This is a genomic window from Emticicia fluvialis (genome assembly GCF_024793945.1).
Taxonomy (GTDB): Bacteria; Bacteroidota; Bacteroidia; order Cytophagales; family Spirosomataceae; genus Emticicia; species Emticicia fluvialis.
In genome coordinates this window covers 311348-330147 of the sequence record NZ_JANUSD010000004.1, presented here as the reverse complement: position 1 = coordinate 330147, position 18800 = coordinate 311348, and the positions used below count along the sequence as shown (strand labels likewise).

Genomic DNA, 18800 nt, shown 5'->3' with positions numbered 1-18800 from the left:
ATTTCTGTTTTTACCTAACACCTAAAAAGGCCTTTTAGTTTGGTGCAACTTAAATATGAAAAGTGTTTTGCTTTAAAATTTTAGTATGAAATGCTGCTTAGGCTGTTTGCTTCTGAAAAACACGATACCCACATAAAAAATATCGATAGTAATTGTTGAACGCGGATGGTTTTTGATATGTTCCCAGGCTTTTTTCATGCCTTCAGACCAGTAGATATCGTCAAAAACAAAGCACGTGTCTTCGTGTGCTTTCGCTAAACACTTTTCAAAGTAATCAACGGTGGGCTCGTATCTGTGGTTGGCATCAAAAAAAGCAAAATCAATTCGGTTTGTTTGCTGCAATTGGTTTTGAAGGGTCTCGTTCAGGTCTCCGGTTATAATCTCAACATTTGTAATACCCAATTTCTGAAAGTTTTGGCTGGCTACTGCCGCTGTTTGCGGACAACCTTCAAACGTATAAACTTTGGCAGCAGAACTGGCAGTGGCCATGTAAGCCGTTGTAATACCCAATGAAGTGCCTAAATCAAATATCTGATTGTAATTGAAATAGCGAATTATCCGGAAAAACAACTGCGCCAGTTTGGGAGACTTCTGCGAGTTTCGGGCAATGTCCTTTATCCTTCTGAGGTTCGATTTGTTAATTTTTGAACCCGCCCCAAAATCGGTTATTTCAATTGTTCTCTCATCTTTCAACAACGATTTTCTCAATGCCTCCACTGCCTTAAATGCGTCAGCAGTTTCTGAATTTTTAAGCACCTTTGTATAAAAATCAAATAAAAAAGGTGAATGGAGGTCGTGTTCATTTCCGGCACTAAAAATATATTTCAGATAATCAAAAATCATAAGCGCAAAAATAACAAAAGCACAGCTAAAAGCCGTGCCTTTGTTGTTTATTTACCAAGAAACTCAAATTTTACTTTTCAATTTCGGCTTCGTTGTTCATTACTTTAAAAGTAAGCGATTCGCCTTCTCCGCTGTAATCAACCAGAATGGTATCTCCTTCTTTGGTTTCTCCTTTCAGAATCTCTTCAGCCAGTGGGTCTTCCACATATTTCTGAATCGCTCTATTTAATGGTCTGGCGCCATATTGCTGATCATATCCTTTGTCACCCAGGAAATCCTTGGCCTTTTCGGTCAGTTCTATTTTATAACCAATACTACTGATACGAGAAGTAAGGCGTTTCAATGCGATGTCAATAATTTTATGGATATCTTCACGACCCAGAGAATTGAACACAATTACATCGTCAAGACGATTCAGGAACTCAGGCGAGAAGGTTTTTCTCAAAGCATTCTGAATTGTGCTTTTCACCATTTCGTCCTGATTTTCGTTACGAGCCTTGGTAGCAAAACCAATGCCTGTTCCGAAATCTTTCAGGTCACGCACCCCGATGTTCGAGGTCATGATAATAATTGTATTTCTGAAATCAACTTTTCTACCCAGGCTGTCAGTCAACACACCATCGTCCAGAACCTGAAGAAGGATATTGTAAACATCCGGGTGAGCTTTTTCAATCTCATCCAACAAAACTACCGAATAAGGTTTTCTGCGGATTTTCTCTGTCAACTGGCCACCTTCTTCATAACCAACGTATCCGGGAGGCGCTCCGACAAGGCGAGAGATACTGAATTTCTCCATGTACTCACTCATGTCTATTCTTACAAGGGCATCTTCTTTATCAAAAAGATATTCTGCCAGTGTTTTGGCCAACTCTGTTTTACCAACACCAGTAGGCCCTAAGAATATGAACGAACCAATCGGCTTTTTAGGGTCTTTTAAACCCACTCGTGTGCGCTGGATAGATTTAACGAGTTTTTCAACCGCTGGGTCCTGGCCAATAATTCTTCCTCTCAAGGCGTCTCCCATTTTCAGGATTTTCTCTCCTTCATTCATGTTCACACGTTTCACTGGTATACCAGTCATCATGGCCACTACATCGGCAACGTTATCTTCTGTTACGTTATAACGTTTGGTTTTGGCTTCTTCTTCCCAGGCTATTTTGGCTTTTTCCAATTGCTCCAACAGTTTTTTCTCGCGGTCGCGCAGTTGTGCTGCCTCTTCATAACGTTGGCTTTTCACCACCTGATTTTTCTCTTTCTTAATCAGTTCTACCTGCTCTTCCAGCATTACGATATCCGGTGGTACCGAAATATTATTGATGTGTACGCGAGCCCCTACTTCGTCTAATACGTCAATGGCTTTATCTGGCAAGTAGCGGTCGGTAATGTATCTTTCAGATAATTTAACCGCAGATTCCAACGCTTCAGGCGTATAGTTAACGTGGTGGTGATCTTCGTACTTATCTTTAATGTTGTTCAGAATCTCAATGGTTTCTTCAATAGAAGTGGCTTCAACCATTACCATCTGGAAACGACGAGCCAAAGCTCCGTCTTTTTCAATGTACTGACGGTACTCGTCAAGCGTGGTGGCACCAATACATTGGATATCCCCGCGGGCTAAAGCTGGTTTAAACATATTAGAGGCATCCAATGAGCCACTGGCTCCACCGGCACCTACGATGGTATGTATCTCATCTATGAAAAGAATCACATCCGGCGATTTCTCCAACTCGTTCATCACGGCTTTCATTCTTTCTTCAAACTGGCCACGGTATTTGGTACCTGCCACCAGCGAAGCCAGATCCAGCGTTACTACCCTTTTACCAAAAAGGATTCTCGACACTTTTTTCTGTACAATTCTTAAAGCAAGGCCTTCGGCAATGGCTGTTTTACCAACACCAGGCTCACCAATCAGAATCGGGTTATTTTTCTTACGTCTTGAAAGAATCTGTGCTACACGCTCAATTTCTTTCTCACGTCCAACAATCGGGTCTAGTTTGCCCACTTCGGCAAGCTTGGTCAAATCACGACCGAAATTATCCAGTACTGGCGTTTTCGATTTTTCCGGGTTCTTGGGGTCATTTCTTTGCTGAGAGTAACCTCCGGCACCGCCACCTAAAAATCTTTCATCATCGTCATCTGTTTCAGGGCGTTCCATCACAGGTTTCTGGCCGGTTAGCTGGTAGTCTAACATTTCTTTGGCCTGCTCGTAGTTGAGGTGGAATTTCTGTAAAATCTGTCCACCGAGGTTATCCCCATCGCGCAGAATCGCTAATAACAGATGCTCGGTTCCTATGAGTTGAGATTTGAAGATTTTGGCCTCCAAATGAGTAATCTTTAAAACTTTTTCAGATTGGCGCGTTAACGGAATGTTTGCCAAATTTTTAATGTTATTGGTCGCAGTTCCCTTGGTGGCTTGTTCAATTGTAATACGCAACTCCTCAAGCGATACACCAGCCCCTTTCAGTAGATTTAAAGCAATACCTTCTCCATCGCGGATCATCCCCAGAATCAAATGTTCTGTTCCGATGTAATCATGACCAAGCCTAAGTGCTTCTTCACGGGCAAGGGTAATGATGTCTTTGACTTTTTGTGAAAATTTAGGCTCCATTTAATTTTACGATAGATTAGATGAAAAAATCAGCTGATTCGATTTTTCCATAATTCAAAATTTTGTAATGGTCAATATTGCTTTAAGACTCAAATATTTGGTTTAAGCAAAACATTTGCATTTGCAATATAACGATTTATTAACAAACTCTGTTCAATTTCGGGCAGATTTCTTTAAAATTCCTAAAGATTGATTGCCTCTGCAAAACAACAAGTCAATTACGCTAAGGTTAGGTACAAATTCACTGCCAAAGTTTTGCTGATATGCCACCGGATGAAACGGAATTGCGTTTTCAGAGGCTTTTTTAGGTGTTATTAGCCCGCGAAGGTCATAAATAGAAGAATCCGGTTGTTTTTCATAATTTTCAGTCAGACTTATTGTCTTGTTAATTTGTAATAATTTCAGACAAATTGTCAGCAACTCAAAATTAAGGTCCCATAAAAAAGTTGGCTTCTTTTGTATTGTGTTCTGAAAGTAATCGCCAAAGAACTCAAAAAACGGCGATTTACCATAAGCCGCCCTGATGGTACGCCAGTGGTTATCAAACCACCTTTGCTGGTAATCTATCCGGATATCTTTTACCAGAATTTTTTTGTTGCCGTCAACCACTGGTACAATCAGCATTTCAACCTGGTTGGCACCCAATAAATAGCATCTGTTACGGTAACTTTGCTTGATGTAGTGTTCATGGCTTTCCAGCATCAGCGCATCGGCCTCCAGCACCGCAGAAAAAAATTGAGTACAGGGTAGATAGTGTAAATCAATTAAAACTGTTTTTTTTGCATTTTCTTCCATTTAACAAAACAACATAATTTCATAAAAACTTACAATTCATTTCGAATTCTTCGTTCTAATGGGATATAATTAAATAAGCGACATCAGATATATTCGCCGATTTCTATGAGAATTTCAGTTTTACTTACTGCTGTTTTTACATTTCAATGCATTTGTACGGCTTTTGCTAACAATAAATCAGTTTCCGAACCTGATACTGATTACCGGATTAATCATATCTCTCACGAGGCCAGCTTTTTCCAGTCGGTTCCGGTCATTGACGAATACGTTTTCCTTTTTACCGACGCCAGAGATAAACAAATCATAACCAACACACTGGTAAAAATAAAAGATAAAAATAATCAGGATATAGAGGTAGTGCTCAACGTCAAAACTGGCGAATGGAAAGCTAAACTTGATAAAACCAAGAGCTATTTTGTGACTATTGAAGCTCCGGGCTATCAACGCTCAGAGATTGAAATAGACGCAGTTGACCCCAAAAAAATTGTGCGGCCAATCGACAGATTTATTAGTCTGAGTCTTAAAAAAAATGACTCGGCTCCTTTAGCATTGAGCGCCATTGATGCCATCACGTTAGAGACAATTCCGGCCTCATTCAGGGTTATTCGCCCTGAAGAAACCACACTTACAGGTAAATCAGACAAAGACAATCCATACAAAATTGAAATTGGCCCTAAAAAAAAGTTTACCATTGAAATAACTGCAGAAGGTTATAAACCCTTTACAGAACAACTTTCTTTTGAAAGCATCAGAACTGAGTATCCCGGGGCCAACATTACCATGAAACGTTTTCCGCTGAAAAGAGAAAACTATAACTTTTTATTCAGGATAGTAGATAAAGACACGAAGGAATTTATTATCAATACCCGGATGCGGATAATCAATCTGAAAACCAGGCAGTCTATTGCGGCACGCATTGAAAAAGATGGTTTTTCGGCCAATTTATCACCGGATGCCGAGTATTCAGTTGAAGTGGAGTCGGAAGGATATACCCAGACCAACCAAAACGTAGATTTAAAAGAACTGATTTCGCGCAGGCAATTTGCTCAGGATATTATACTTGAAAAGAAGCCATCAAACCGATACAGATTAATAGTAGTAGACGAAGAAACTAAACTAAACATACCCGGGGCCAGCTTAACCATCTTCAATGCAACCAATGAAGTAGTTCCTTTGCAGACCACCAATGTGCAGTCGGAATGGCAAGCCGTACTCAAGTTAGCTGAAAACTACACCGCCGAGGTTAAAAGTAAGGGATATATTACCTACAACGCACCGCTGGTGAAAGATAACCAAACCTTGTACCTGAAATTAGCCCGGGTACCTGTGAAAGAAACCTATTTTATTGCAACAGACTTTTACACAAAAAGTATATTACCGGCCGGTTTTAAGTTATCAACCGATTTAACACCAGTTAAAGGGATATTAGATGCAGAGAGAAACAGATACAAGGCTTCATTGAGTGCCGATAAAATCTACGAAATTGAAATATCTGCCCCCGGATACCAGGCATCTAAAACAACTGTAAACCCAAGCCAGCTGGTTGACAATGTGCTGATGATTGCCCTGAAAAAGAACGGGTATATTTTTACCTTCAACACCCTCGATTCTAAAACCCGTGCGCCTATCCCTCATGCAAGGGTATCTTTTGTGGCATCTGATAATGATAAACTTGCCTTAATGGAAAACAGCAGAACCACAACGCCCATACCTCCGGCAGATTTCGGAAAGAAATACACATTACGTGTACATGCTGATGATTATAAGCTGTACACAGCTGACATTAATTTGTTGAATCTGGCCTCTGGAAATTTTTCTTTTGATGTGCTGCTTGAAAAAGCAGAGATAAAAAAGGCACCCCAGCCGGTTGAAAACAAACCCAAGAACGATGCGCCGGTGATAGTAAAAAATGAAGAGAAAACAGTTCAACAAAATATTGACAAGGTGCCTGAGCCAGTTACCCCACCAAAACAAACAATTATTGCTCCGGCAACAGCCTTTACCGACAATTACTTTAAAAGTATTGAAATAGGTAAACCTGTAAAACTGGAAAATGTATTTTTTGACCAGAGCCAGCCAATTATCAAGCAGCAATCATATACCGAATTAGATAAACTGGTTCAAATGCTGAAAGAGAATCCGAAAGTGAATATAGAGATTATTGGCCATACCGATAACGTGGGAGACCCACGGCTGAATCTATACTTGTCTGAATTGCGGGCAAAGGCTGTTTCAAATTACCTGTTCAACAAGGGAGTCTCCGCATCTCGCATGACATCGTCGGGTAAAGGGCAGCAACAGCCAGTGGCATCAAATGACACCGAAGAAACACGCCAGAAGAACCGAAGGGTTGAATTCAAGGTGATATCTAATTGATTTTCAATCTTTTACAGTAGCCCGCCTGATACGGTCATTTATGGCTCTGCCAAGGTCTTTTTCCGGCAGTAGGCTGGTGTATATAACTTCAACATTTCTGTTGTCTAACTCACGCAGGTAAGCAAACAGATTTTTAGCCGCTTCTTTGAAATTGCCGGAAGGCGACAAAAGCAGTTGATTCTCAACAGGTATATCGGCTCTTAATTCGTTAAAGCCCAGATAAGCAACTTTTTCGTTACTCGAAGTGATTTCTGAATCATGACTGGTTAGAAGCAGGGGTTTTCTTGGTGCATAATGGCTTTTAAGCATACCGGGCGCCTTCGGATTGGAAGACGAATGCTCAATTATTTGCACTTTACCTACCACGTTTTCAATTTCTTCAATCGATAAACCACCTTTTCTGTAAACAATTGTTTCATTTCCTGCCAAACCAACAATAGTTGATTCAATGCCTACCTGACACTCTCCCCCATCAAGAATCAGATTTATCTGCTCGCCCAACTGATGATTCACATGCAGCGCACTTGTTGGAGAAATATAACCAAACGGATTGGCGCTAGGCGCTGCCAATGGGAAATCCAATTGACATAATAACTGCAGCGTTAACGGATGATTGGGTATTCTGAAGGCTACGGTGTTCAGGCCTGATGTAACCAGGTCAGGAATTATTTCTTTTCTTGGTAATAAGAGGGTCAGCGGCCCGGGCATAAATTTTTCAGCTAAGGCATAAACCCTTTCATCAGTTACATTTACGTATTTTTCAAACTGCTCAATGCTGTGGGTATGCACAATAAGCGGGTCAAAGGTTGGTCGGTTTTTTACTTCAAATATCCGGGCTACTGCATCGGTGTTCAAGGCGTTGCCGGCCAATCCATACACCGTCTCGGTCGGAATTCCGACCACCTCACCGGCATTCAAAAGCTTCACTGCCAGTTCAATATCTTTGCTTATTAAGGCCATTATGCTAAATCTTTTTCAAAATAGGCTACGTCGCCTTCAGGATTGTAGTTATACGGTTGGGTTTCCGTAAACTGTAAAGCATGATACAATTTATTGGCGGCCGCCAGCCTTTTCAGTGTGTCGAGCTTCATTTTACGGTAGCCCTTTTTTGCTGCCTCATCAATAACCGTCTGGGCAAGTTTTTTTCCCAGCCCGATACCCTGATAAACCGGCCTCACATATAACCTTTTCATTTCACAAACGCCATCTTCCAGTTTCCATAATGCTACACAACCTGCGGGGTTGCCATCTACAATAGCCAGAAAAATAGAGCCCTCCGGCTCGGCATATTTGGCAGGTAGCAAGGCCAGTTCTTCCTCAAAATTCTGAAAGCAAAGACTTACACCCAGAAACTTTTCATATTCCCGGAACAGACCCTTAATTGCTTCAAGGTCTTCGGGTGTAGTAATTTTTTCAACGCTTATTTTCATGATTTGTCAGGTAATTAATCCGTTTGGGTAGCCCACTTCTACCAATGTGAGCCCTTCGGCCGGTACAGCTCTTCCGGCTTTCTGCCTGTTTTTTGATAAAATAACCTGCTCAAACGCATCCAGGCTCATTTTTCCGGTACCAACTTCAAGCATAGTACCCACAATGGCCCTCACCATACCTCTCAAGAAACGGTCGGCCTTGATATGAAACAGCAAAAACTGGTCTTGCTGTTCCCAGCGGGCAAATTCAATTTTACAATTAAATGTGGCCACGTCTGTATGCACTTTACTGAAACACTGAAAATCAATATGATTTTTCATTATCTCTCCTGCCGCGTTCATTGGGCGAATATCAAGCGGCGCCCGGTAAAAATAAGAAAAATCCTGCCAGAATGGTGTTTTTTGAAGTGCTATTCTATAAAGATAACGCCGGTAGGTGGCATCAAACCTGGAGTGGAAATTGTCATTTACCACAGCTATTTTATTTACCGCTATGGCTTTGGGCAAGATGCCGTTCACGGCATAAACCAGCTTGTCTATCTGGCTCAGGGGCGTTTCTGAATCAAAATGGGCAAACTGCTGATACGCATGCACGCCTGCATCAGTACGGCTGCTGCCAACTATCTGGGTTGGAACTCTCAGAACGGTAGATAAAGCCTGCTCAATATGCCCCTGCACAGTGGCGGCGTTTTCCTGCACCTGCCAGCCATGAAATGATGTACCTTTGTAAGAACATTCAATTAAGTAACGCATGGGGCAAAGATAATACAACAGAAAGCAATAAAGACAACAAACGAACAAATTTCGCTATTCAGGTTAGAAAATTGAATAGAAAAAATGCGCTGTATGGCCCAATCAGATGTTATCCACATCGTGGAACGTTTTATCCACGTCGTGGAACATTTAATTGTTTCTTAACATTAAAAGTCGGATATTTGAATCCGTAATTTTCTCGAACCACTAAAAATGGGAAAAATAATAGCAATAGCCAACCAGAAGGGCGGCGTAGGTAAAACAACCACATCAATCAATCTGGCGGCCAGTCTGGCTGCCCTTGAGTTCCGTACGCTTATCATAGATGCAGACCCTCAGGCAAATACTACATCCGGGCTTGGCCTGAACCCCAAGGAAGTAGAAAACAGCATTTATGAATGTATGGTTAATGATATTCGTCCCAGAGACATTATCATTCAGACCGACTTCCCGAATCTTGATTTGCTGCCGTCACACATTGATCTGGTGGGCGCTGAAATTGAGATGATTAACCTTCCGAAGCGAGAAGAAAAGATGAAAGAGTCTTTGAATGATGTGAAAGATATGTATGACTTCATTATCATCGATTGCTCTCCTTCTTTAGGTTTAATAGTTATTAACAGCCTTACAGCTGCCGACTCGGTGATTATTCCGGTGCAATGCGAGTACTTTGCCCTGGAAGGGCTGGGTAAATTGCTGAACACCATCAAGATTATCCAGCAGCGTCTCAATCCGGCCCTTACAATTGAAGGTATCTTACTAACCATGTATGACCTGCGCGTGAGGCTGTCAAACCAGGTGGTGCATGAAGTAACCACGCACTTCAAGAACATGGTTTTTCAGACCCTCATACCTCGAAACATAAGGTTATCTGAATCGCCGAGTTATGGTGTACCTGCTCTGGCTCAGGATGCCGACAGTAAAGGGGCTATCAGCTATCTGAATCTGGCACGTGAGATATTAATCAAGAACGGAAAGCTTGTAACCGAAAACTGATAAGTGTTGGAGATGAATTAAACCAAATGTATTTGGGAACCTGAAAGCAAGACCCATTTATCATGAAAACCTATGGAAGCTAAAACATTCAATACAAAAAAAGGTATGACCGGGCTTGGGCGTGGGCTGGGCGCATTATTATCAGACTCCGGAAGTACTGACAATGATAACGTTATACCACGCAAAGCTGAATCACCGGGTTCAATGAACGAGATACTGATTAGCTCTATTGTAACCAATCCGTATCAGCCACGAACCCACTTTGACCAGGAGGCGCTTCAGGAATTGTCAGAATCTATCAAGATTCTGGGTATTATTCAGCCTATTACTGTTAAAGAAGAAACCCCGGGCAGATACATTCTGATATCGGGCGAACGCCGTTTGCAGGCATCTAAACTGGCAGGCCTGACCAAAATACCTGCTTATGTGCGTACTGCCGACGACCAGCAAATGCTGGAAATGGCATTGATTGAAAACATTCAGCGTGAAAACCTGAACGCCATAGAAATTGCCCTGAGTTACCATCGCCTGCTTAGTGAGTTTCAATTGAAACAGGAAGAACTGGGCGACAGAGTAGGTAAAAACCGTACTACTGTTAACAACTATCTGCGTTTACTAAAATTACCTGATATAATTCAGGCAGCCGTGCGCGACAATGAAATTACGATGGGCCATGCCCGGGCATTGATAAATATAGATAATAGCGAAACCCAGATAAAACTCTTTACTAAAGTAATTGAGGAGAGCTGGTCGGTTCGTAAAATTGAAGAAGAAGTAAGAAGACTGGCTGCCATAGGCTCTGAAGAAGTAAAAGGCAAAAACCAGAATACCTTAAAACAAGAGATTTCGTCGTTACAGTTTCGTCTTCAGGGGTACTTTGGCACCAAAGTACAGGTAAAGGCCGACGATAATCATAAGGGTGAAATCAAAATTCCGTTTGCATCAAAAGATGAATTAGACAGAATTTTAGGCGCAATAAAAGTAAATCAGGATTAAAATCAGCCAAGAAATAGTTTAATATTTGTTAAATGATTGTAAAAAGAAAGAGGAGAACCTATTTTTGTCTCTCATTACGCAATTAAAATTTCGGAATATGGTTCGGATGCTGGTTATACTTTTACTGACAACAAATATTTCTTTTGCGCAAAAAACAGATACTGTAAAAAGTAATACGGCCAAAACCGATTCGTCGAAAAAAATATTGATTGACTCTTCCAGAATTGCGGGTTTAGGTAAAAGACTTATCAAAGCAGATTCAGCCGGAAGAGCCCGTTTTATAAGCAGAATTTTCAAGGCAGATTCAGCAAAAAAAGCAAATCCTGCACGAAAGGCGCTCATTCGCTCATTGATACTACCCGGTTGGGGGCAAGCCACCAACAAAGAATACTGGGTTATGCCAATTGTTTACGGCGCAGCAGCCGGAGGCATTTTCTCGTTTTATGTTAATAACCACCGGTATCATTACTATAAAGGAAAATTGACCGAACTAGTTGTTGGTGGAGCTACCGAAGTAATGCTTAACAACTATGTGGGTATAGGCATAAAGCAGTCTGATAAGCAGATAGGCCCATTTACCAAAGCCCAGGTTGAGCCCGTGGTAAATACTTATCGCCGTTATAGAGACCTGACGGTTATCGTTTTTGCAGTTGGCTGGGCGCTCCAGGCAGTGCAGGCTAATGTGTCTGCCCACCTCAAAAACTTTGATATGAGCGACGACATATCAATCAAATTTGAACCCAGCGTTCAGCCTACTTTTATGGGCAGTGCGGTGGGTGCCAGTTTAGTTTTTAAATTTAAATAGAATCTGACATAAAATATATGCGTATTGCCCTTTTAGGTTATGGAAAAATGGGTAAAGTAATTGAGCAGATTGCTTTACAAAGAGGACACGAAATTTCTGCAAAAATAGATATCGGTAACCGTACCGAGCTTCTGTCTGTTATCCCCGAAAATACCGATGTTGTTATTGAATTCAGTTCGCCTGAATCTGCCTATGGCAACCTAAAATATTGTATGGAGTTTGGCTTGCCGGCAGTTTGCGGAACAACCGGTTGGCTTCAGCACAAGCCCGAGATTGAAAAACTGTGCCAGGATAACAGCGGCGCCTTTTTTTATGCATCTAACTATAGCATTGGGGTCAACCTTTTCTTTGAAATCAACAAGGCACTTGCCCGCCTGATGAACCCTTACATGGGCGAATACAAAGTTTCTACCAACGAGATACATCATACAGAAAAAAAAGATTCTCCCAGTGGCACTGCCATTACTTTAGCACAGGGGCTGATCGAAAATCTTAATAATAAAACTACCTGGATAAATAATCAGATAGCACAGGAAAACGAGGTTCCAATCTGGTCGTCGAGAGAGGGTAAAGTTCCCGGAACCCACGAGATAAAGTATATATCTGATGTTGACCAGCTTGAAATAAAACATATTGCCCACAGCCGGAATGGCTTTGCTTTAGGCGCTGTAATAGCCGCCGAGTGGCTGCGAAACAAAACCGGAATTTTTGGAATGAACGATATGTTAGGCTTTTAATCATTTATTTTTTTAACCGATATCACTAAACCATTAAATCTCCTATCAGGAGCAAGTCCTTATGGCAGAAGTTCAATCAACGGCCGGAAATAAACCAGCAAAAAAGAAGTCGGCGCTAAGAGAATGGGTAGACTCAGTATTATTCGCCGTGGTAGCAGCAACGCTGATCCGGTGGTTATTTCTGGAAGCATATACCATTCCTACGGGGTCTATGGAAAAGAGCCTGTTAATCAACGACTTCCTTTTTGTAAGTAAATTGCATTACGGCACCCGTACGCCTAAAACTATACTTCAGGTGCCGCTTACGCACCAGAAAATCTGGTTTACAGATATACCTTCGTATTCTGATGCCATTCAGTTGCCTCAATACAGATTACCGGGCTTTACACATGTAAAAAACGGTGATGTGGTAGTTTTCAACTACCCTGGTTGCCCTGAAAGACCTGATGAATTTGGCGGATACGACAAATATCCGGTTGATTTACGAACCAATTATATTAAACGCTGTATCGGGATTCCAGGAGATGTAGTGGAGGTAAGGGCTGGTCAGGCGTATGTGAATAACAAAGTTTTCCCGAACCCTCCGGGTTTGCAGAACGAGTATGCCATTGAAGCCACTACCCAGGTAAACGAGAAAATTTTTCAGAAATTAGACATTACCGAATACGAAGAAGATTTGCATCAGACAGATAAAACGGTCTATTATGTAAAAGCCACCGACCAGGCAATAAAAGATATTAAGGCGCTTGACTTTGTAAAAAGCATTACCCCCATTATTGCAACCAAAGGAGACACAACCGAATACGGAATCAATACTTTTCCGTATAACTCAAGGTTGTTTCCTTTCAACAGAGACAATTTTGGGCCGGTAACCGTACCTAAAAAGGGAGTAACGATACAGCTTGACGAAAAAAATATGGCGCTTTACAAAGGAATCATTACCACCTTTGACGGTAACAAAGATGCCAGATATGTAAACGGGCAGATTATTCTGGATGGCAAGCCAATTACATCATACACATTTAAGCAGGACTATTATTTTATGATGGGCGATAACCGCCATGGGTCTGACGACTCACGTTTCTGGGGATTTGTGCCTGAAGACCACATTGTTGGTAAAGCAGTTTTCATCTGGATGTCGATTAATAAAGACGGAAACTTCCTGAATAAAATTCGTTGGAGCAGATTATTCAGCATCATCAGATAATTTCAGAAATTCACTTCAATTAATATAACAAAAGCAGCTCATTTGGCCATCAGATGAGCTTCTTTTGTTTACAAGCATATACAAAAGAAAACAGCACCCGTTTTACGTGATGCTGTTATAATAAATATTATCAGTACTCTTTGTTAGGCAATCTCCAACATTTTGTTTTCCCAAACCTCGTTCAGCTTTTTCAATTCAGCTTTGGCTTGTTCGTATTCGGTGTTTGCTTTTTGCAATGCAGCAGCATCATTAAAAACCTTTGGGTCGGCCAGTTTTTCTTCCAGAAGCGCTTTTTTCTTTTCCTGCTCGGTTATTTTTGCTTCTATTTCTTCAATCTCGCGTTCCAGCTTCTTAATCTCATTTTTGTTTTTCCCTGGCGCGTCAACAACCGGAGTTTGTTTCTCTTCTTTTTTTGCTGGAGCCGGAACCGGAACAGTTGACGGACGGTTAGCCTTGTTATCTTCAACCCAGGTTTCATACTCGTCGTAAGTGCCCGGGTATTCTTTTATCTGGTGGTCTTCGATGTACCATATTTTATTAGCAACCTGGCTCACAAAGTGTCTGTCGTGAGAGACCACCACATACGTACCTTCATATTGGTCCAGGGCCTGAATAAGGATATTCACCGACTGCATATCCAAGTGGTTGGTGGGCTCATCAAGTAGCAGGAAATTAGCCTCAGATATCAATACCTTGGCTAAAGCCACACGTGATTTCTCTCCACCTGATAACACCTTAATTTTCTTGAATACATCTTCTCCTTTAAAAAGAAAACAGCCCAGAATCAAACGCAATTCAGCTTCTGTTTTGGCTGAATCGGCATATTTTAATTCTTCCAGGATAGATTCATCCAAATGCAAAGATTCCAATTGGTGCTGGGCAAAGAAAGAGAAATTTACATTATGACCCAGTTTTCTTACGCCATCCACAGGTTCGCTACCTGCTACAATTCTTAGCAATGTTGATTTCCCCTTTCCATTGGCGCCTATCAGGGCAATTTTGTCGCCGCGCTCTATGTTTATAGTTGAGTCTTTCAGAATTACTTTTTCTCCATAAGCCTTGTTAACATGCTCTAAAGCCATAACTTGACGACCCGGATTAACACTGAATTTAAATTTAAATGCTACACGTGCCGAGGCATCAATTACATCGTCAATCAGTTCCAGTTTATTCAGGGCTTTCACACGAGACTGCACCTGACGAGACTTGGACGCTTTGGCTTTAAAACGCTCAATAAAACGTTCAGTCTGGCGTATCTGCGCCTGCTGGTTTTCAAAAGCACTTTTCTGAATCTCGTTTCTAAGAGCTTTTTCTTCTACAAAGAATGAGTAATTACCTGCATAAGGCCAAAGTTTGTTCTGGGTAACTTCTACCGTCATGTTACAAACGTTATCCAGAAACTCTCTATCGTGAGAAACCACCACAACGGCGTTTTCGTAATTCAATATATATTTTTCAACCCACTGAATTGACGGAAGGTCAAGGTGGTTGGTAGGCTCATCAAGCAACAATAATGAGGGCTTTTGCAGAAGCAACTTCGCCAGCATAACGCGCATTCGCCATCCACCGGAAAACTGCTTTAAAGGCATGTGTAGCTCTTCGGTACGGAAACCAAGCCCTTCCAGAATTTCTTCAGCTTTAGACTGAATGGTGTAGCCCCCCAGATGGTCAAACTCTTCCTGCAAATGCCCCAGCTTATCAACCAGTTCATCGCGGTAATTTACTTCCATCTCGTGCAGCACTTTGTCAATTTCTATTTGCAGGTAGTTTTCGCGTTCAAAAGCCTGCATGGCTACCGACAATATGGAGTCTTCGGTCTGGTAAGAAAGTAAGTCCTGATTCAGGAAACCAATGGTACAGTCACCGGCTTTACTGATATTACCGCCATCTGGCTGGTATTCGCCTACAATCAGTCTCAAAAGGGTAGATTTCCCCATTCCGTTCAGACCAATTAAACCGATTTTATCTTTTGGTTTAATCTGTAGACTCGCTCCTTCAAAGATGGCTCTTCCGCCAAAGTAGAACGATAAATTGTTTATGGTAAGCATTTAAATGTTTTATTATACCTCGGCAGGCCGATATTTTCTTTGGATAATGTTAATCTATATATCTTTTCAGGATGGGCTCATAGCTGTCTATTCTTCTATCGCGAAGATACGGCCAAGTGGTGCGGTATTTTTCGGTTAATGCCAGGTCAATTTCCTGCACGTGTACTTCTTCTTTATCATGCGATGCCAGATATAACAGGCTTCCGAACGGATTGGCCACAAAACTACCTCCCCAGAATTGCTGCTCAGCCTCTCGCCCTACCCTGTTTACCGATACCACGTGTACCCCATTAGCTACAGCATGGCTACGCTGAATGGTCTGCCAGGCATTATACTGTTCAATGTTGGCCTCATTCTGCGGCTCGTTAACGTCCCAACCAATAGCGGTAGGATAAAACAGCACCTCAGCGCCCATTAAGGCTGTAATACGGGAAGCCTCAGGATACCACTGGTCCCAACAGATAAGCACCCCTATTTTAGCAAATTTGGTATCGAAAACCTTGTAGCCTAAATCGCCGGGTGTAAAATAGAATTTCTCGTAATAACCCGGGTCATCAGGAATATGCATTTTGCGGTATTTACCCAGATAAGTGCCGTCGGCATCGATTACGGCCGTGGTATTATGATATAAACCGGCGGCCCGTTTTTCAAATAATGAAGCAATTATTACTACATTAAGATCACGGGCAATTGCTGACAACTTAATGGTAGTTGGCCCTGGAATAGCCTCTGCCAGATTAAAATTACTGTGGTCTTCTATATCACAAAAATATAGCGAGGTGAATAATTCCTGCAGACAAACGATATTGGCACCATTACCGGCAGCTTTTTTAATTCCCTCAATGGCCTTATCTATATTCTCTGCAACATCGGCCGTGCAAGACATCTGTACCAGACCAACTTTAATTTTCTTCATGTATTCAGCTTTCTTTGAACTGCAAAATTACGAAAAAAATATCATAAATTCTTAGCTGAAAAATCCTGCGGCCCTTTGTTAAGCGCTTTTTGTTCAATATTTAATATTAAAAAGGTTAAGTTTCTACCGCTCAGAATTTCACGCCAAAGCGTTCAGCCAATGTTTGTAAATCTTCTACCACCTTTTCATTCAAAGGTATTCCGTCTGCTCTTCTGATTTTCTCCAGCTCGCGTTCCGGGTCTCCGGGTATTACAACCGGGTTGCCTTCAACATGCTTAGCGGCTCTGAAACGCTCAATCCATGTATCCATACTGGCCTTAAACTCTTCTTTGGGTCTGAAACCGTCAATCCGCATGGCACCCAGAAAATGCCCAGTGCCTTTACCCACCTGTTCGGCTGCCACACCATGAAAACCCGCCGTTGCAAAAGGCGGAACCCAGGGGCCAAAGTTAGCACCTGATAAAACGCCTGAAAAAATATCTACAACAGCACCCAGCCCATACCCTTTATGGCTGCCGTGTTCGCGGTCACCTCCCAAGGGCAATAAACCCCCACCATTTTTAACTGCATTGGCATCATGAGTCGGCATACCCGCTGCATCCTGCACCCATCCTATCGGAGCAGGCAGACCTTTTCTTTGCAAAATTTCCATTTTGCCATAGGCCACTGCGGTTGTTGCAAAGTCGGCCACAAACGGTGGCTGATTACCAGCCGGAACAGACACCGCAATCGGGTTTGTACCCAACATCATTTCGGTAGCAAAAGTAGGTACTACCAACGGGGCGGCGTTTGTCATGGCCCAGCCGATCATATCATTCTGCAAAGCAAGCATTGAATGGTAACCGGCTATCCCGAAATGGTTTGAGTTCTGTACCGAAATCCATCCTGAGCCGTATTTTTTGGCTTTCTTCATGGCTACTTTCATGGCAAATGGCGCTACTACCAAGCCAAGGCCTTTATCGCCGTCTATAACTGCCGTGGAAGGTGTTTCATGGATAATTCTGATTTGCGGTGCAGGATTCAGGCGGCCATTATCATATAATCTTACATAGCCAACTAATCTGGCAGTACCATGAGAATCTACTCCTCTTAAATCGGCAGTAATCAGCACATCTGCTGCCAGTTTAGCATCCTTAGTTGAACAGCCTAGTGCCTGAAATATTCTTTCGGTAAATTGTCTGAGTCTCTTTTCTTTAATGTTCATTATATTTTAAAATCAAACCTACAAAGCGCTGGTTATCAGCGGTGTTCTATTAACTAAGTGTTAATATTTTTCTTTTAAGTAATTATTTTGCAAACGCACAAAATAAAACAACGACAAAGCAAATATTTTTTCTTAAAATTGCCATCACAAACAACAAATTTTAATACCCAACGGTTGGCAAAAACAACCGCATCAGCCAAATAAACTGGGCATTAAATCAAAGAAAGTTTAATAAATTTTAAACACACAAAAAGCAAAAAATGTCACAAAACTTAGCGGATTTAGAAAAAATATGCAGTGAAGTTGTTCTGGTTGCAAAGGAAGCAGGAGAATTTATTGCTTCAGAAGCCAAGAAGTTCAGCACGGCATCGGTAGAATACAAGGCCACCAATAATGTAGTTTCGTACGTTGATAAAGAAACAGAAAAAATGATAGTAGGCAGACTGGAAACTATTTTGCCTGAGGCAGGATTTATAACAGAAGAAGGAACTGTAGAAACCAAAGATTTTGATGGCTTAAACTGGATTATTGATCCGCTGGACGGAACGGCCAATTTTATACACGGTTTGCCTAATTATTCGGTAAGCTTGGCATTAGCTCAAGGTAAAGATGTGCTGGTAGGTGTGGTTTATAATGTTTGCACAGGAGAGGTTTTCTCTGCTACCAAAGGAGGAGGCGCTTTCAGAAATGGTGAGGCCATCAGCGTATCGGCTAATAAACATCTGGGAGAAAGCCTGTTATCTACAGGTTTCCCTTATTACAAGTTTGATAATCAGGACAAATACCTGAAGATACTGGAATCGTTGATGCAGAAAACGCATGGTTTACGCCGCATGGGCTCGGCAGCTATTGACCTCGCCTATGTTTCATGTGGTTATTTTGATGGTTTCTACGAATACAACCTTAATTCGTGGGACATGGCTGCAGGAATTCTGCTAATTACCGAGGCAGGTGGGTTTGTATCAGATTTTTCAGGCACGGGCGAACACCTTTTCAGGGGCGATGTAGTGGCTGGTTCGGCAGTTCATAAAGAGCTGCTCGATGAGATTCAAAAACATTGGTTCTGAATTTAATACAATTTCTTTT

Annotated in this window: 16 protein-coding genes; 7 read left to right on the top strand and 9 right to left on the bottom strand. The window is 41.8% G+C overall.

Annotation, left to right across the window (positions count from 1 at the left end; all coding sequences use genetic code 11):
- Positions 1-72: 72 nt before the first annotated feature.
- From NZ848_RS06920 to NZ848_RS06910, 3 genes are all read right to left on the bottom strand, one after another.
- The gene (locus NZ848_RS06920) at positions 73-756 is read right to left on the bottom strand and encodes an O-methyltransferase (RefSeq protein WP_309600822.1); all 684 of its coding nucleotides are present in this window, start codon (positions 754-756) and stop codon (positions 73-75) included.
- 157 nt (positions 757-913) lie between these two features.
- Positions 914-3451, bottom strand: coding sequence for an ATP-dependent Clp protease ATP-binding subunit (locus tag NZ848_RS06915; RefSeq protein ID WP_253534806.1), 2538 nt, complete (start codon positions 3449-3451; stop codon positions 914-916).
- A gap of 153 nt (positions 3452-3604) precedes the next feature.
- Positions 3605-4246 (bottom strand): WbqC family protein, encoded by a 642-nt coding sequence (locus tag NZ848_RS06910; RefSeq protein WP_259014905.1) that lies wholly within the window; start codon positions 4244-4246, stop codon positions 3605-3607.
- A 105-nt stretch (positions 4247-4351) separates the two neighbouring features.
- Here NZ848_RS06910 and NZ848_RS06905 point away from each other — a divergent pair, with 105 nt between their 5' ends.
- Positions 4352-6622, top strand: coding sequence for an OmpA family protein (locus NZ848_RS06905; protein WP_259014904.1), 2271 nt, complete (start codon positions 4352-4354; stop codon positions 6620-6622).
- A 3-nt stretch (positions 6623-6625) separates the two neighbouring features.
- Here the strand turns inward: NZ848_RS06905 and NZ848_RS06900 are convergent, their stop codons facing one another.
- Genes NZ848_RS06900 through truA form a run of 3 tightly spaced genes read right to left on the bottom strand, consistent with a single transcriptional unit; the run spans position 6626 to position 8805 of the window.
- Positions 6626-7582: an L-threonylcarbamoyladenylate synthase gene (locus tag NZ848_RS06900; RefSeq protein WP_259014903.1), complete on the bottom strand. Its 957-nt coding sequence runs from the start codon at positions 7580-7582 to the stop codon at positions 6626-6628.
- Positions 7582-8052: a GNAT family N-acetyltransferase gene (locus NZ848_RS06895; protein ID WP_259014902.1), complete on the bottom strand. Its 471-nt coding sequence runs from the start codon at positions 8050-8052 to the stop codon at positions 7582-7584. The genes NZ848_RS06900 and NZ848_RS06895 overlap by 1 nt, the downstream gene beginning before the upstream one ends.
- A gap of 6 nt (positions 8053-8058) precedes the next feature.
- A complete protein-coding gene (truA, locus tag NZ848_RS06890; protein ID WP_259014901.1) occupies positions 8059-8805 on the bottom strand; it encodes a tRNA pseudouridine(38-40) synthase TruA in 747 nt (248 codons plus the stop codon).
- 213 nt (positions 8806-9018) lie between these two features.
- Here truA and NZ848_RS06885 point away from each other — a divergent pair, with 213 nt between their 5' ends.
- The 5 genes from NZ848_RS06885 (at position 9019) to lepB (ending at position 13546) form a co-directional block, all read left to right on the top strand.
- Positions 9019-9801: a ParA family protein gene (locus NZ848_RS06885; RefSeq protein ID WP_101727831.1), complete on the top strand. Its 783-nt coding sequence runs from the start codon at positions 9019-9021 to the stop codon at positions 9799-9801.
- A gap of 72 nt (positions 9802-9873) precedes the next feature.
- A complete protein-coding gene (locus tag NZ848_RS06880; RefSeq protein WP_253534794.1) occupies positions 9874-10797 on the top strand; it encodes a ParB/RepB/Spo0J family partition protein in 924 nt (307 codons plus the stop codon).
- A 97-nt stretch (positions 10798-10894) separates the two neighbouring features.
- Positions 10895-11602: a DUF5683 domain-containing protein gene (locus NZ848_RS06875; RefSeq protein ID WP_259014900.1), complete on the top strand. Its 708-nt coding sequence runs from the start codon at positions 10895-10897 to the stop codon at positions 11600-11602.
- A 17-nt stretch (positions 11603-11619) separates the two neighbouring features.
- Entirely contained in the window at positions 11620-12339 is a 720-nt protein-coding gene (gene dapB, locus NZ848_RS06870; RefSeq protein WP_259014899.1) for a 4-hydroxy-tetrahydrodipicolinate reductase, read from the top strand.
- Positions 12340-12400: 61 nt separating this feature from the next.
- Positions 12401-13546: a signal peptidase I gene (lepB, locus tag NZ848_RS06865; RefSeq protein ID WP_259014898.1), complete on the top strand. Its 1146-nt coding sequence runs from the start codon at positions 12401-12403 to the stop codon at positions 13544-13546.
- A gap of 143 nt (positions 13547-13689) precedes the next feature.
- On the opposite strand, the gene NZ848_RS06860 is transcribed toward lepB, so the two are convergent.
- From NZ848_RS06860 to NZ848_RS06850, 3 genes are all read right to left on the bottom strand, one after another.
- A complete protein-coding gene (locus tag NZ848_RS06860; protein WP_259014897.1) occupies positions 13690-15594 on the bottom strand; it encodes an ABC-F family ATP-binding cassette domain-containing protein in 1905 nt (634 codons plus the stop codon).
- A gap of 49 nt (positions 15595-15643) precedes the next feature.
- The gene (locus tag NZ848_RS06855; protein WP_309600821.1) at positions 15644-16510 is read right to left on the bottom strand and encodes a carbon-nitrogen hydrolase; all 867 of its coding nucleotides are present in this window, start codon (positions 16508-16510) and stop codon (positions 15644-15646) included.
- 130 nt (positions 16511-16640) lie between these two features.
- Positions 16641-17714, bottom strand: coding sequence for an Ldh family oxidoreductase (locus NZ848_RS06850; protein WP_259014895.1), 1074 nt, complete (start codon positions 17712-17714; stop codon positions 16641-16643).
- A 260-nt stretch (positions 17715-17974) separates the two neighbouring features.
- Between NZ848_RS06850 and NZ848_RS06845 the strand changes: the two genes are divergently transcribed.
- On the top strand, positions 17975-18781 hold the full coding sequence (locus NZ848_RS06845) for an inositol monophosphatase family protein (RefSeq protein ID WP_259014894.1): 807 nt from the start codon (positions 17975-17977) through the stop codon (positions 18779-18781).
- Positions 18782-18800: the final 19 nt, after the last annotated feature.